Genomic DNA, 14,584 nt, shown 5'->3' on the forward strand with positions numbered 1-14,584 from the left:
GGCCCTCGTGCGTCGCGGCCGTCGTGCGTCGCGGCCCTCGTACGTCGCGGCCCTCGTACGTCGCGGCCCTCGTACGTCGCGGCCCTCGTACGTCGCGGCCGTCAGGCGAGAACAGCCGGCTTGAGGATCTCCTCGCACCACTGGCGGAACGTGGTGGGGGTGGTGGCCCCCGGGGTGCGCGGCTCGGCGTTGTCGAGGCCACGGTCCTTGGCCGTCGCCATGTCCGCCATGCCCTGCGCCATCGCCTCGGACATCCCCCGCTGCGTCAGCGTGTCCCTGAACGACTCGACGGGGACGTACTGGAACCGCACCGGCTTCCCCAGCACCTCGGACATGATCCGCGCCATGTCCTCGAAGGACAGGTCCTCGGGCCCGAGCACCGGGACCTCGCCCTGCCCGCTCCAGGAGTGGTCGAGCAGCAGCCCGGCGGCCACGGCGGCGATGTCGCGGGTGGCACAGGTCGGCGCCTTGAGATCCCCGGCGACGGGCTGGAAGAACACGCCCTGACTCCTGATCGCCTCGACCTGGCGCAGCAGGTTGTCCATGAACGAGGGCAGCGTCAGCGCCCGGTAGCCCACGCCCGTACCCGCGATCAGGTCGTCCATCGCCAGGGACGCCGACACCAGCCCGGCGTTGCCGGGCACCCCGCGCCCCAGTGCCGAGATCCCCACGACCCGCCGAACCCCCCGCCTCTTGAAGGCGTCGCAAGCGGGCCTGCTGAAGTCCACATAGACGTCCTCGACCCGCTCGGCCCGCGGGTTCGGCGGCGCCAGCCAGAAGACGCTGTCCGCTCCGGTGAACGCCGCGTCGACGACGCCGGGGTCGCCGTGCGAGCCGACCACGACCTCGACCCGCTCGCGCACCCGCGGCGAGAGCCGGGAGGGATCGCGCGCGATCACCCGAACCGACTCCCCGCCGTCGAGGACGCGGTCCAGGACCTGACTGCCGATCTGACCGGTGGGCGCAGTGATGACGATCACGAGAAGGAACCTCCTGACTACCGGCGAACGGGCTGCCCGAACACCGTGCCCCGTCACTCTGCGCTCGCCCGACGTCACGCGTCCAATACCTCTTCCGGCACATTGATACCCTCAGGGCATGGATCTGGACCTGCGCAAACTGCGGTACTTCACGGCGGTCGCGCAGCACGAGCACTTCGGCCGCGCCGCCCGGCAACTGCACATCGCACAGCCCGTGCTGAGCCGTCAGATCCGCGCGCTGGAACAGGAGTTGGGCTGCACACTGCTGGTGCGTACGACCCGCAGCGTGCGCCTGACGCCGGCCGGCCGGCAACTCTACGAAGACGCACCGGGCGTACTCGCCGCCGCGCAGGCCGCCACCCGCCGGGTGCACGGCGCCGCCCGCACCGACCGTCTGGTCGTCGGTTTCGCCCCCGGTCTGAGCGTCTCCCCCGCGGTCCGCGCCTTCACCCGGACCCACCCCGGCATCGAGGTCGAACTGCTCCACCTGAACTGGTACGAGAAGGGCGAGGCGCTCCGGGACGGCCGGGCCGACGTCGGCTTCCTGCGCCACCCCTTCGACGCGGAGGGGATCCGCACCATCCCGGTGGGCAGCGAACCGAAGGTCGTATGCCTCCCCACCACCCACCCCCTGGCGTCCCGCCGTCGGCTGACCCTGGCCGCCCTCGACGGCGAGACGATCCTGGACTTCCACGCGCGCCGCACCGCGACGGTGGAGGAGAAACTCGAACTCGTCGCGGCCGGGAAGGGCATCGCGCTGCTGCCACGCAGTATCGCGCGCTCCTACTCGCGCCCCGACCTGGTACACCGGCCGGTGACCGACGTCCCGCCGACCGAGTTCTGCCTCGCCGTACTCGAGGGCCGCCGCGACGGGCACGTGAACGACTTCCTGACCACCGCGGCACACGCACTGTCGGAACACCGCGTCTGACGGAAGTGGCCATGTCGGCCGCGACCAGCGCTCCACCTCGTACCGCTCCGTACCGTGGACGGTCCCGGTGACCGAGCTGTCACCGACCTCGACCCCGGACACCGCGTCGAGGTACCCGAGCCCGCGCTCGAAGGAACGGGCGTCGGCCGGCGCTTTGAGGTTCGCCTCGGCGAGGCTGCGCCTACTTCTATCCGCCCTGCCCAGGTTACGTACTTGATGTGCCGTCAGCTCAGGGATGGTCGCGTCCGCCGGGTCCTCGAGACCGCGCCGCCCCGGCCGCTCGGGGAGATCGTGACGGACGCGCGTGCGGACCCTGTTCCCGAAATCGCCCCGCTCCGTGCGACGGACCCGCCGCCCTGCCCCGTAGAGCAGACGACATCAGCTCACAGGGAGGGGAACGCGACGTGGCAGGGCACAGAGTCAGAGGCGCCAGGGGTACGGTGATCGCGGCGGCGGCCATGGCGGCGCTGACCGCGTCACAGGCGCCGGGGGCGGTCCCGGCACGGGCCTCCGTATCCCCGCGGCACGCGCCCGCCGAGCAGGGGCCGAGCGTGTCGGGCGACACCCGGTACCGCACCGACCTCCCGCCGCTGCGGACCCGGGAACGCAAGGGCGAGGTGTCGGTGGCGGGCGCCGCGCTGCCGGGGAGCGTGTTCGCCGCCTACCGGCACGCCGAGGCGGAACTCGCACGCACCGCGCCCGGCTGCCGGCTGCGGTGGCAGTTGCTGGCCGCGATCGGCCAGGTGGAGTCCGGGCAGGCGCGCGGCGGTCGGGTGACGGCGGACGGTACGACCGTGGCGCCCATCCTCGGGCCGCGGCTGGACGGCGGCGCCTTCGCCGTCGTGCGGGACACCGACGGCGGCGCGTACGACGGGGACGCGGCCTACGACCGGGCGGTCGGACCGATGCAGTTCATCCCGTCGACCTGGGCCCGCTGGGGCACGGACGGCAACGGCGACGGGCGGGCCGACCCGGACAACGTCTTCGACGCGGCGCTCGCCGCCGGGCGCTACCTGTGTGCGGGCGGACGAGACCTCTCCGACCCGGCCGAGCTGGACCGGGCGGTCCTCGGCTACAACCACTCGGAGGCGTATCTGCGCACGGTCAGGGCCTGGTACGCGTACTTCCTGGAAGGGTACCGGGTGGTGCCGGACAGCTCCGCGAAGTCCTCGGCGCACCCGGAGCCGTCGCGGCCGCCGTCCACGCCGAAGCCCTCGCCGACACCGTCCGCCCGTCCGAGCGCCGTCCCCTCCCCGACACCGTCCGCACGTCCCTCGCCGACCCCCGGCACGTCCCGTCCGGCGGGCGGGGCCACTCCGACGGAGAAGCCCCAACTCCCCTCGCCCGGCGCGGACATCGAACTGCCCGGCGGCGACCTGCTGCCCAGCGGCGGTCCGCTGACCAGTAACAGCCGGGACTCGACGACCTCCGCCCCCTCCACAACCGCGACTACCGGGCGGTAATGTCACCACCCGCCGGACGGCACAGGACCGGCGGGTGAGCGCAAAGGGGCCCTCATGGCGACGGACATGCCGGACATGCCTGCGGAGATACAGGCGGCCCACGACCGTTGGCAGCGCATGTGGAGCCACCGCGAGCAACTGCTCAAGGTGGCCCGGCGCAGGTCGATGAGCCCGGAGGACGCCGAGGACGCGGTGCACGAGGCCATGCTGCGCGCCGCGGAGCGCCCCGAGCTGGACGACGAGCGCCTCGGCGGCTGGCTGACGACCGTGACCATGCGGCTGTGCGTCGATCGGCATCGCCAGGTCAACCGTGAGGCCGAGGTACACCGCAGCCCCACGCTCACCGCGCCGGGTCCGGTGCCCGTCGAGGAGGCGGTGTGCGACCGGGCCGAGGCCAGATGGCTGGCCGTGCGCAGCGGGGAGCTGCCCGCGCGCCAGGCCGAGGCGCTCCGGCTGAAGTCCGAGGGGCTCGACGTCGGCCAGGTCGCCGTGCGCATGGAGCTGAGCTATCGCACCGTCGAGTCGCTGCTCGCCCGGGCCCGGCGCACACTGCGCAACTCGCTGGCCGGAACGCTGGGCCTCGCCCTGTTCCTGTGGGGGCGCGGCAAGCTACGCGCGGGCGGACACGCGCAGGCCGTGGCGGTGACCTCGACGGCCGCGACCCTGGTGGTGGCGGGGTTCGTGTTGCCGTACGTCCACGACGGGGACAGGCCGGGCACGGCTCCCCGACCCTCCGTGTCCCGCATGGCCCAGGCGACCACGCAGACCGTCCGGCCCGACGGCGTCGGCCGGGTGGCCGCCCCGAACGCCCGTGATCAGTCGGCCGCCTCGGCGTCCCACGCGGCGACGCCGACGGTGCCGCCCGGCGAGGACGACCGGTCGTTGCTGCCTCTGTCGGTGCCACCGCTGCCGGACGCCTCGCTGTCACCGGTGCCGTCCGTCCCCGGCGTCCCCGGCGTGTCCGACCTGCCGAGCGTGCCCGGCCTCCCCGCTCTGCCGGCCACGTCCACGGTCCCGACGACGCCTCCGGCCCTCCCGGAGGCTCCCGCCACGTCCTCCGCCCCGGTCGACGTACCGACCCCGACCGCGCTGCCGTAGAACCGCCGGAAAGCTGTCGTAGAACCGCCGGAAAAGGACTGCCGTAGAACCAGCGGAAAAAGCGCGGCCGTCGAGCCGCCGGAAACCCGGCCGCAAGATCCCCGAAAAAAACCGTCTCCGCCGCGACGGACGCCCGGCCCCTCCCCGTAGAGCAGATGTCGGAGCTGCTCCACGGCCGAAGGGTGGACCGGATGGGTGTCGAGATCTGTGTGGAAGGGCTGACCAAGTCCTTCGGTCACCAGGTCATCTGGCAGGACGTCTCGCTGACGCTGCCCGCCGGGGAGGTCTCGGTCATGCTCGGCCCCTCGGGCACGGGCAAGTCGGTGTTCCTCAAGACGCTCGTCGGACTGCTGAAGCCGGACCGGGGCTGCGTGAAGGTCGCGGGCCGGGACGTCACCAAGCTGCGCGAGCACGAGCTGTACGAGGTGCGGAAGCTGTTCGGGGTGTTGTTCCAGGACGGCGCGCTGTTCGGCTCGATGAGCCTGTACGACAACATCGCTTTCCCGCTGCGCGAGCACACCCGCAAGTCCGAGAGCCAGATCCGGCGCATCGTGCTGGAGAAGATGGACATGGTCGGGCTGATCGGTTCGGAGGGGAAGCTGCCCGGCGAGATCTCCGGCGGCATGCGCAAGCGAGCCGGTCTCGCCCGAGCCCTGGTCCTCGACCCCGAGGTCATCCTCTTCGACGAACCCGACTCCGGCCTCGACCCCGTACGCGTCGCCTATCTCAACCAGCTGATCGTCGACCTCAACGCGCAGATCAACGCGACGTTCCTGATCGTCACGCACGACATCGCCTCGGCCCGCCAGGTGCCGGACAACATCGGGCTGTTGTTCCGCCGTGAGCTGGTCATGTTCGGGCCCCGTGAGGAGCTGCTGACCAGCGACGAGCCCGTCGTACGGCAGTTTCTGAACGGCCGGATGCAGGGGCCGATCGGGATGGCGGAGGAGAAGGACGCCGCGCAGGTCGAGCAGGAGCTGGCGCGGCTCGGCGACGCGGACCGGAAACCCCGCCACGTCGGCAACGACATGACGCCGCGCCTGATGCCGGGCCCCGGCATCGCCCGTCCGCCCCGCTGGGAGGCGATCGCGAGACGCGAGGCCGAGCTGCACCGGAAGGCGGTGACCGGCGCATGAGGCTGTCACCTGCCGGGGCGCTGAGGCACTCGGGGAACCTCTTCGCGATGGCGCTGGACGTGGTCCGGACCATCCCCCGGCGGCCGTTCCAGGCGCGGGAGTTCATCCAGCAGGCCTGGTTCGTCGCGAGCGTCACCATCCTGCCGACGGCCCTGGTGTCCATCCCCTTCGGCGCGGTCATCGCGCTGCAGATCGGCAGCTTGACCCGGCAGCTCGGCGCCCAGTCCTTCTCCGGGGCCGCCTCGGTCCTCGCGGTGCTGCGGGAGGCCTCGCCGATCGTCACCGCGCTGCTGATCGCGGGCGCCGGCGGCACGGCGATCTGCGCGGATCTCGGGGCGCGGAAGATCCGCGAGGAGATCGACGCGATGCAGGTGCTGGGCATCGACCCCATCCACCGGCTGGTCGTTCCGCGGGTCCTGGCGTCGATGGTGGTGGCGGTGCTGCTCAACGGCCTGGTGTCGGTGGTGGGCGTCGCGGGCGGCTACTTCTTCAACGTCGTCCTGCAGAACGGCACGCCGGGCGCGTATCTCGCTTCCTTCACCACGCTCGCCCAGCTCTCCGACCTGTGGGCGGCCGAGATCAAGGCGCTGGTGTTCGGGGCGATCGCCGCGATCGTCGCCTCGTACAAGGGACTCAACGCGAAGGGCGGCCCGAAGGGCGTGGGCGACGCGGTGAACCAGTCGGTGGTCATCACCTTCATGTTGCTGTTCGTGACGAACTTCGTGATGACCGCCGTGTACTTCCAAGTCGTTCCGCAGAGGGGCTGAGTCATGGCGCTGCTGAATCGTCTGGAGGAACTGGGCAGCCAGCTGTCCTTCTACGGCCGCTCGTTGGCGTGGACGGGCCGCACCGTACGCCGCTACAAGAAGGAGATCCTGCGGCTGCTCGCCGAGGTGAGCTTCGGACGCGGCGCCCTCGCCGTCGTGGGCGGCACGGTCGGCGTCATCGCCTTCCTGTCGTTCTTCACCGGCACGGAGGTGGGCCTCCAGGGCTACGCCGCGCTCAACCAGCTCGGCACCTCGAACTTCGTGGCGTTCCTCTCGGCGTACTTCAACACCCGGGAGATCGCGCCACTGGTGGCGGGGCTCGCGCTGTCCGCGACGGTGGGCGCCGGGTTCACGGCGCAGCTGGGCGCGATGCGGATCAGCGAGGAGACGGACGCCCTCGAAGTCATGGGCGTGCCCTCGCTGCCGTTCCTGGTGACCACCCGGATGATCGCCGGTTTCGTCGCGGTGATCCCGCTGTACGTGGTCGGACTGCTGTCCTCGTATTTTGCCGCCCGCACCATCACCACGGGCTACTACGGGCAGTCGGCGGGCACCTACGACCACTACTTCCAGCAGTACCTGCCGCCGGTCGACGTGCTGTGGTCCTTCGGGAAGGTGCTCGTCTTCGCCGTCCTGATCATCCTCGTGCACTGCTTCTACGGCTACTACGCGAGCGGCGGCCCGGCGGGCGTCGGCATCGCCGTGGGCCGCGCCGTGCGCACCTCGATCGTCGCGATCAACGTCCTGGACTTCTTCCTGTCGCTCGCGATCTGGGGCGCCAACACGACCGTACGGATTGCGGGGTGAGCCGTATGAGAGTGCTGAGACTGCGGTTGTACGGCGTCGTGTTCCTCGCCGTGCTCGCGCTGCTGCTGTCCCTGTCCGTCGCCGTGTACCAACAGGTGTTCACCCCGGCCGTACGGATCGAGCTGGAGGCCGACAGCATCGGCGATCAACTCGATCCCCGCGCCGACGTCAAGCTGCGCGGGCTGCTGGTCGGCGAGGTGCGCGCGGTGCACGCCGACGGGACGAAGGCGACGCTCGACATCGCGCTCAAGCCGGAGTACGTCGCGTCCATCCCGTCCGACGTGCACGCACGCCTGCTGCCCAAGACCCTGTTCGGCGAGAAGTACGTCGACCTGGTCGCGCCCGCGCGCTCCTCGGCCAGGCCCATCCGCGCGGGGGACGTCATCACCCAGGACCGCACCCGCGTCGGCATCGAGCTCCAGCAGCTGATGAACGACCTGCTGCCGCTGCTGCGGACCGTGCAGCCCGGCAAGCTCAACGCCACGCTCTCCGCGTTCGCCAGCGCCCTAGAGGGGCGCGGCGACCGGATCGGCGACAACCTCACGCGCGTGGAGGACTATCTGCACCGGCTCAATCCGCACCTGCCGTCCCTCACCGAGGACTTCGCCCGCTTGGCCGATGTCGCCGAGGTGTACGGCGACGCGGCTCCCGACCTGATGGAGATCCTGCGCAACACCGTCACCACCAGCCGCACCCTGGTCGAGCAGCGGGACCGGCTCGCGTCCGCGCTCACCACGACGGCCACTGCCGCGGGCACCGCGGACGACTTCCTCGACGCGAACGGCGACCGGCTGATCACCCTGGGCCGGGTCTCGCGCCCCACGCTCGATCTCTTCGCCCGCTACTCGCCCGAGTACCCCTGCCTCTTTGCCGGCCTGGTGCGCGAGGAGCAGGCATCCGAGCAGGCGTTCCGGGGCGGCAAGATGCACATCACGCTCGAGGTCGTCCGACAGCAGGCGGCGTACGAGCCGGGTGAGGAGCCGCGTTACGACGACCGGTCGGGGCCCAACTGCCGCGACCTGCCCCATCCCCAGGTGCCCGCACCCGGGGTGCACCTCAACGACGGGTCGAAGAAGGGGAGTTCCTCCAGTCCTCTCGGCGTCTCCGCCACCCGGGCCGAGCAGCGCTCCGTCGGCTCGCTCGTCGCGCCCGTCATGGGCGTACCCGCCGACGAGGTACCGCCGGTCGCGACGCTGTTGTTCGGACCGATGGCGCGCGGGACGGCGGTGAGCGTCGCATGAGGATCACGAAGATCACGAAGACCGCGAGGACCGCGAGGACCGCGAGGACCACGAGGACCACGAGGTCGTCAGGAGCCCGGCAGGCCGCCGCCCCGCTGATCAAGTTCAGCCTCTTCGCCCTGGTGACGATCCTGGCGACGGCCCTGCTCGCCGCCACCATCGTCAACATCTCCCTCACCCCCGAGCACACCTATCGCGCGGTGTTCAGCGACGTGACGGGCCTGGAGAAGGGCGACGACATCCGGGTGGCCGGGGTGCGGGTCGGCGAGGTCGAGGGCATCCGGATCAAGGACCGGACGCTGGCTGAGGTCACCTTCACCGTCGGTGAGGACCGGCCGCTGCTGAACAGCACCGGCGCGGTCATCCGCTACCGGAACCTGGTCGGACAGCGGTACGTCGCCCTGACCGAGGGCGCGGGAGACGGCACCCGGCTGAAGCCCGGCGCCACGATCCCGCTGTCGCGCACCCAGCCCGCGCTGGACCTCAACGCGCTGCTGAACGGCTTCAAGCCACTGTTCGCGGCGCTCAGCCCGCAGGACGTCAACCAGCTCGCCACCGAGATCATCCGGACCCTCCAGGGCGAGGGTGGCACCGTCAACAGCCTGCTCGCGCACACGGCTTCGCTCACCACGACGCTGGCCGGCCGCGACAAGCTGATCGGCTCGGTGATCGACAACCTGAACACCGTGCTGGGGACGCTGGACAAGCGCGGCGCCCGTTTCTCCGGGCTGCTCAAGCAGCTGCGTCGGGTGATCTCGGGGCTGTCCGCCGACCGCAAGCCCATCGGGCAGTCCCTGGTGGGCATCGGCGATCTGACGGACGCCACCTCGGGGCTGCTCAAGGACGCGCGTCCGCCCCTGAAGGACGACATCGCCGAGCTGACCGATCTCACCGGAACGCTGAACAAGAACGAGAACACCGTGGAGGGCGTGCTGAAGCGGCTGCCGAACAAGCTGGGCGAGCTGACGGGGACGGCGTCCTACGGCTCGTGGTTCAACTTCTACCTCTGCGACTTCGACGGCCGGATCGTGCTGCCGAAGACGAAGCAGGTGCTCACTCCCGAGCTGCACGTGGCGAGGGCGAGGTGCGGCGCATGACAAAGCACTTCCTTCCGCGCAGGACCCGTAAGCGCCGCCCGGAGCCGCTGGTCAAGGTCCGCATCGACCCGCCGAAGCTCCCGAAGATACGGCTGCTTCCGCGCCGGGCACCCCGCCCCCGCCGCCCGGAACCCCTGGTCAAGGTCCGCATCGACCCGCCCAAGCTCCCGAAGATACGGCTGCTTCCGCGCCGGGCACCCCGCCCCCGCCGCCCGGAACCCCTGGTCAAAGTCCGCATCGACCCGCCCAAGCTGCCCCGCATACGGATACGCCGCCCGCGGCTGACCCCGTTCCGCGAGCGCAACCCCGTGGTGATCGGAGCCGTCGGTCTCACCTTCCTCGCGCTGCTGACCGCGGCCGCGTTCAACGCCGACAGCCTGCCGCTGATCGGCGGCGGCGAGACGTACAGCGCGGCCTTCTCGGAGGCGGGCGGCCTCAAGCCCGGCGACGAGGTGCGGATCGCCGGCGTCAAGGTCGGCAAGGTCGAGGACGTCGATCTGGACGGTGACCACGTCAAGGTCACCTTCAAGATCAAGGGCGATCCGGGGTTCGGCACCGAGACCGGCGCCTCGATCCGGGTCAAGACGATCCTCGGCGCGAAGTACCTCGCGCTGCGTCCCAAGGGACCGGGACAGCTGAAGCCCGGCGGCGAGATACCGCTGAAGAGGACGGTTCCGGCGTACGACGTCGTGCAGGCGTTCAGCGATCTCACTACGACGACGGAGAAGGTCGACACCGACCAGTTGGCGAAGGCCCTGGACACCATCTCCACCACGTTCCAGGACTCGCCCGCCGAGGTACGGGCGTCCATCAAGGGCCTGTCGAAGATCTCCCGGACGGTCGCCTCGCGCGACAAGGCGCTGGGCGAACTCCTCGACCACGCGAACGGCGTCACGGGCGTGCTGGCCGAGCACTCCGAGGACTTCACCGCGCTGGTCAAGGACGGCGACCAGCTGTTCAAGGAGATCAGCAAGCGGCGCGAGGCGATCCACAAGCTGCTGAAGAGCTCCGCAGCGCTGGGCATCGAGCTCTCCGGTCTGGTCGAGGACAACGACAAGGAGATCGGGCCCGCGCTCAAGGGCCTGAATCGCGTGGTGCAGATGCTCGAACGGAATCAGTCGAGCCTCGACCGGAGCGTCAAGCTGCTCGCACCGTACGTCCGGGTCTTCAGCAACACCCTCGGCAACGGCCGCTGGTTCGACAGCTACGTCCAGAACCTGGTCGCCGCTCCGGTGGTGCCGCGCACGGGAGGCACGCAGTGAAGAACCTGAAGAGGCGCGTGGCCGTGGTCACCGCACTCGCCCTCGTCGCCGCGCTCACCTACGTGCTGTGGCCGCGCTCCGAGTCCGTGCACGTGACCGCGTATTTCCCGCGCACGGTCGGCATCTATCCCGGCTCGGACGTCCGTGTCCTCGGCGTCCGGATCGGCGAGGTCGAGAAGATCACGCCGGAGGGCGACCGGGTACGGGTGGAGCTGAAGTACGACGAAGGCCGCAAGGTGCCGGCGGACGCCAAGGCCGCCATCATCAACTCCTCGGTGGTCAGCGACCGTTACGTACAACTGCTGCCGGTGTACCGAAAGGGCCCGGTACTGCGGAACGGCGCCGTCATCCCCGAGACGCGGACGGCCGTGCCGGTCGAGCTGGATCGCATCTTCGACAGTCTGCACACGACGGCCGACGCGCTCGGCCCCAACGGCGCCAACAAGGACGGCTCGCTGTCGCGGCTGCTCTCGGTGAGCGCGGCCAACCTCGACGGCCAGGGCGAGAACCTCAACCAGACGGTCGAGGACCTCTCGCAGGCCGTCACCACGCTGTCCGACGGCCGCACGGACCTCTTCGGCACAGTACGGAACCTGCAGGTGTTCACGGCGGCGCTGGCCGCCGACGACAAGAGCGTGCGGTCGTTCAACACCGACCTCGCCGAGGTCGCCGGACAGCTCGCGGGCGAGCGCAAGGACCTCGCGGACGCGCTCAAGAACCTGGGAACGGCGCTCGGTGACGTGTCGGACTTCGTGAAGAACAACAAGAAGTCGCTGACCTCGAACGTGCAGGGCCTCAGCAAGGTGACCCGGGTGCTCGTCACCCAAAGGGCCGCTTTGGCCGAGCTGTTGGAGGTCGCCCCCACGGGTCTGTCGAACCTGAACAACGCCTACAACCCGTCCGCGGGCACCCTCGACACCCGCAACAACGCCCAGCAGGCGCAGGATCCGGCCTCGCTGCTGTGCTCCGTACTGAGGACGACCGGCGACGAAGGCGGCAAGAACCCCGACTGCAAGGAGCTGAAGGATCTCTTCGACTCCCTGCCGAAGGTGCCTCAGGGCTCCGCGGTGACGGGAACGGTCGACCGGACGCTCGGCGGAATTCTGGGGGCGAGCGCATGAGCGCACTGCGCAAGGCCGGGGCGGTCGCGTGGGCCGCGGTCGGCTCGCTGCTGCTCTCCGGGTGCGAGTTCAACGGCTGGTACGACGTCCAGCTGCCCGGCGGAGCCGCCGCCGACGGCCACGCGTACCACGTCACTGTCGAGTTCCGCGACGTCCTCGACCTGGTACCCCAGTCGGCGGTGAAGGTCAACAACGTCACCGTGGGCGCGGTCGAGAAGGTGCGGCTGGACGGCTGGCACGCGCGTGTACGGCTGCGGGTCGCCGACTCGGTGAAGCTGCCCGCCAACGCGGTCGCCGAGCTGCGGCAGACCAGCATGCTCGGCGAGAAGTACGTCGCGCTCTCCGCCCCGACCGGCACGGCCCCGGTGGGCCGGCTCGGCGACGGCGACCGCATCCCGCTGTCCCGCAGCGGCCGCAATCCGGAGATCGAGGAGGTGCTGTCCGCGCTCTCCGCGCTGCTCAACGGCGGCGGAGTGGCCCAGCTCAAGACGATCACCGTGGAGCTGAACAAGGCCCTGAACGGCCGGGAGAACCGGGTCAGATCGCTGCTCAAGGAGCTGAACACCTTCATCGGCGGCCTGGACGACCAACGGAAGGACATCGTCCACGCCCTCGAGGCCGTCGACCGGCTCGCGGGACGGCTCGGCAAGGAGAAGAAGACGATCGCCCAGGCCGTCGACGCGATGCCACCCGCCCTGAAGGTCCTGGCCGACCAGCGGCGCGATCTGACGAGGATGCTCACCGCCCTTTCGAAGCTCGGCAAGACAGGATCCAAGGTGATCACGGCGTCGCACGACGACACGGTCGCGAACCTCAAGCAGCTGCGGCCGATCCTGCAGCAGCTGAACAAGGCAGGTGACGATCTGCCCAACTCCCTTGAGTTGCTGACCACTTACCCCTTCCCGCGCAACGTGGTGGACGCCATCAAGGGGGACTACGTCAACCTCGACATCACGGCCGACCTCAATCTGTCCGACCTCTACGGAAACCTGGCGGACGGCAACTCCGGCCGGGGCAAGGGCGATTCCCAGAAGCCCGGCACTCCCGACGTACCGGATCTCCCCGGTCTCCCGGATCTCCCCGATCTGCCGAGCGTGCCGACACCCACCGCGCTGCCGAGCACACCGAGCCTGCCGTCGTCCCCCTCGGTGCCGTCGGGCCCCTCGGGCGGGGGCGGGCCGCTGTGCCCGCCGGTGTGCACCAGCGGCTACACCACCCAAGGCGGGCTGCCCGAGGGGATAGACCTCGCGCTCGCGGAGCTGATGCTGAAGGGGGTTCAGCCGTGATCACCCGTACGGTCAAGGCCCAGCTCCTGGCCTTCGCCACCGTCACCGCCGTCGGGGTGTCGTACGTCGGCGCCGAGTACACCGGTCTGGTGGACGACGTCCTGGGCCGCGGCTACACCGTGCAAGCGGACTTCGCCGACTCCGGGGGCATCTTCACCGGCGCCGAGGTCACCTACCGCGGGGTGCCGGTGGGTCGCGTCGGTGCGCTGCGGCTGACCGGCTCCGACGGCGTCTCGGTCGCTCTCGACATCAAGGACGGCACGCCACGCATCCCGGCGGACACCCTCGCCGTGGTGGCAAACCGTTCGGCGGTGGGCGAGCAATACGTAGATCTGCAGCCACGTACTGCGCATGGCCCATACCTCCTCGACGGCAGCGCCATCCCGCGCGGCAGCACGCGCGTGCCACTGCCCACGACGGACCTGGTCCTGAGCCTGGACCGGCTGGTGAACTCGGTCGGCAAGGACGATCTGCGAGTCACCGTTGACGAGTTGGGCAAGGCCTTCTCGGGTACCGGCCCGAATCTGAGCCGATTGGTGGACTCGGGCAACGCGCTCGTGGAGTCGGCCTCCGAGTCACTCCCCCAGACGATCTCGCTGATCGAGGACTCGCGAAAGGTCCTCAAGACGCAGTCCGACCAGGGCTCGTCCATCAAGTCGTTCGCGCACGACCTGGCGGCTCTCACGGCACAGCTGAAGTCGAGCGACGGAGACCTGCGCAAGCTGATCGGCAACGCGACACCGGCCGCGCAGCAGGTGAACTCGCTGCTGAAGAACATCTCACCGCGGCTGTCGGTCCTGCTGGCCAATCTGATCAGCGGCGGCCAGGTCACGCTGGCCAACCTGCCCGGCGTGGAGCAGTCCCTGGTCACCTTCCCGGCACTGGTCGCGGGCAGCTACACGGTCGTCCCGGGCGACGGCACCACCCACTTCGGCCTGGTGGTGAACGCCGACGACCCGCCGCCGTGCACCCAGGGGTACGGCACGGCACGGCGCGACCCCTCGGACACCAGCCCGCGCGAGGCGAACACCGACGCGCGCTGCACGGCCCCGCGCGGAAGCAAGACGTCGGTACGGGGCGCGCAGAACGCCCCCGGCGCGTCGGCCGCTTCCGGCGATGCGAACCAGGCGGCGTACGTGACGCCGTACGTCACGCCTTACGACCCGGAGACCGGCACCGCGACCGGCCCGGACGGCAGACCGGTCGAGATCGGCTCGACGGGCGGCCAACAGGCGGTGTTCGGAAAGGAGTCGTGGCAATGGCTGCTAGTAGGGCCGATGGCATGAGCGGGACCATGAACAGGACCATGAGCGTGACCGTGTCGGGCAAGGCTCTGTCGGGCAAGGCCCTGTCGGGCAAGGCTCTGTCGAGCAGGGCGTGGTCGGGCAGGGCGTG

13 protein-coding genes are annotated in these 14,584 nt (G+C 70.3%); 12 read left to right on the forward strand and 1 reads right to left on the reverse strand.

All coding sequences use genetic code 11. The annotated features are described in order from the left end of the window. Nucleotides 1-101: 101 nt before the first annotated feature. Nucleotides 102-980 (reverse strand): NAD(P)H-binding protein, encoded by an 879-nt coding sequence (locus tag ACFZDJ_RS03145; protein ID WP_391055685.1) that lies wholly within the window; start codon nt 978-980, stop codon nt 102-104. Between the two features lie 118 nt (nt 981-1,098). Here ACFZDJ_RS03145 and ACFZDJ_RS03150 point away from each other — a divergent pair, with 118 nt between their 5' ends. From ACFZDJ_RS03150 to ACFZDJ_RS03205, 12 genes are all read left to right on the forward strand, one after another. Then, nucleotides 1,099-1,911 carry a LysR substrate-binding domain-containing protein gene (locus ACFZDJ_RS03150; RefSeq protein ID WP_391055687.1) on the forward strand — a complete coding sequence of 271 codons (813 nt, stop codon included), beginning with the start codon at nt 1,099-1,101 and terminating at the stop codon, nt 1,909-1,911. A gap of 404 nt (nt 1,912-2,315) precedes the next feature. Then, complete coding sequence (locus ACFZDJ_RS03155) at nt 2,316-3,374, forward strand: lytic murein transglycosylase (RefSeq protein ID WP_390927883.1); 1,059 nt, start codon at nt 2,316-2,318, stop codon at nt 3,372-3,374. A gap of 54 nt (nt 3,375-3,428) precedes the next feature. Beyond that, nucleotides 3,429-4,472 (forward strand): sigma-70 family RNA polymerase sigma factor, encoded by a 1,044-nt coding sequence (locus ACFZDJ_RS03160; RefSeq protein WP_391055690.1) that lies wholly within the window; start codon nt 3,429-3,431, stop codon nt 4,470-4,472. Nucleotides 4,473-4,663: 191 nt separating this feature from the next. Further along, complete coding sequence (locus ACFZDJ_RS03165; RefSeq protein WP_390928684.1) at nt 4,664-5,608, forward strand: ATP-binding cassette domain-containing protein; 945 nt, start codon at nt 4,664-4,666, stop codon at nt 5,606-5,608. Further along, nucleotides 5,605-6,375: an ABC transporter permease gene (locus ACFZDJ_RS03170; RefSeq protein ID WP_391055693.1), complete on the forward strand. Its 771-nt coding sequence runs from the start codon at nt 5,605-5,607 to the stop codon at nt 6,373-6,375. The genes ACFZDJ_RS03165 and ACFZDJ_RS03170 overlap by 4 nt, the downstream gene beginning before the upstream one ends. Nucleotides 6,376-6,378: 3 nt before the next feature. Beyond that, nucleotides 6,379-7,182, forward strand: a complete 804-nt coding sequence (locus ACFZDJ_RS03175) for an ABC transporter permease (RefSeq protein ID WP_121416332.1) — start codon at nt 6,379-6,381, stop codon at nt 7,180-7,182. 5 nt (nt 7,183-7,187) lie between these two features. Further along, nucleotides 7,188-8,423, forward strand: a complete 1,236-nt coding sequence (locus tag ACFZDJ_RS03180; protein WP_391055695.1) for an MCE family protein — start codon at nt 7,188-7,190, stop codon at nt 8,421-8,423. Next, nucleotides 8,420-9,520 (forward strand): MCE family protein, encoded by a 1,101-nt coding sequence (locus tag ACFZDJ_RS03185; protein WP_391055697.1) that lies wholly within the window; start codon nt 8,420-8,422, stop codon nt 9,518-9,520. The genes ACFZDJ_RS03180 and ACFZDJ_RS03185 overlap by 4 nt, the downstream gene beginning before the upstream one ends. A 281-nt stretch (nt 9,521-9,801) precedes the next feature. Continuing rightward, the gene (locus tag ACFZDJ_RS03190; RefSeq protein ID WP_391056809.1) at nt 9,802-10,782 is read left to right on the forward strand and encodes an MCE family protein; all 981 of its coding nucleotides are present in this window, start codon (nt 9,802-9,804) and stop codon (nt 10,780-10,782) included. Further along, nucleotides 10,779-11,903 carry an MCE family protein gene (locus ACFZDJ_RS03195; RefSeq protein ID WP_391055700.1) on the forward strand — a complete coding sequence of 375 codons (1,125 nt, stop codon included), beginning with the start codon at nt 10,779-10,781 and terminating at the stop codon, nt 11,901-11,903. The genes ACFZDJ_RS03190 and ACFZDJ_RS03195 overlap by 4 nt, the downstream gene beginning before the upstream one ends. Further along, nucleotides 11,900-13,189: an MCE family protein gene (locus ACFZDJ_RS03200; protein ID WP_390927873.1), complete on the forward strand. Its 1,290-nt coding sequence runs from the start codon at nt 11,900-11,902 to the stop codon at nt 13,187-13,189. The genes ACFZDJ_RS03195 and ACFZDJ_RS03200 overlap by 4 nt, the downstream gene beginning before the upstream one ends. Continuing rightward, nucleotides 13,186-14,475, forward strand: a complete 1,290-nt coding sequence (locus ACFZDJ_RS03205) for an MCE family protein (protein WP_390927871.1) — start codon at nt 13,186-13,188, stop codon at nt 14,473-14,475. The genes ACFZDJ_RS03200 and ACFZDJ_RS03205 overlap by 4 nt, the downstream gene beginning before the upstream one ends. The last annotated feature ends 109 nt before the right edge of the window (nt 14,476-14,584 follow it).

The organism is Streptomyces sp. NPDC007896 (assembly GCF_042959425.1).
Classification (GTDB): Bacteria; Actinomycetota; Actinomycetes; order Streptomycetales; family Streptomycetaceae; genus Streptomyces.

Bases quoted from the DNA above. Each gene is read 5' to 3' on its own strand.
- ACFZDJ_RS03175 (WP_121416332.1), top strand. From the start codon at position 6,379: ATGGCGCTGCTGAATCGTCTGGAGGAACTGGGCAGCCAGCTGTCCTTC.
- ACFZDJ_RS03180 (WP_391055695.1), top strand. From the start codon at position 7,188: ATGAGAGTGCTGAGACTGCGGTTGTACGGCGTCGTGTTCCTCGCCGTG.
- ACFZDJ_RS03170 (WP_391055693.1), top strand. From the start codon at position 5,605: ATGAGGCTGTCACCTGCCGGGGCGCTGAGGCACTCGGGGAACCTCTTC.
- ACFZDJ_RS03150 (WP_391055687.1), top strand. From the start codon at position 1,099: ATGGATCTGGACCTGCGCAAACTGCGGTACTTCACGGCGGTCGCGCAG.
- ACFZDJ_RS03165 (WP_390928684.1), top strand. From the start codon at position 4,664: ATGGGTGTCGAGATCTGTGTGGAAGGGCTGACCAAGTCCTTCGGTCAC.
- ACFZDJ_RS03185 (WP_391055697.1), top strand. From the start codon at position 8,420: ATGAGGATCACGAAGATCACGAAGACCGCGAGGACCGCGAGGACCGCG.
- ACFZDJ_RS03200 (WP_390927873.1), top strand. From the start codon at position 11,900: ATGAGCGCACTGCGCAAGGCCGGGGCGGTCGCGTGGGCCGCGGTCGGC.
- ACFZDJ_RS03160 (WP_391055690.1), top strand. From the start codon at position 3,429: ATGGCGACGGACATGCCGGACATGCCTGCGGAGATACAGGCGGCCCAC.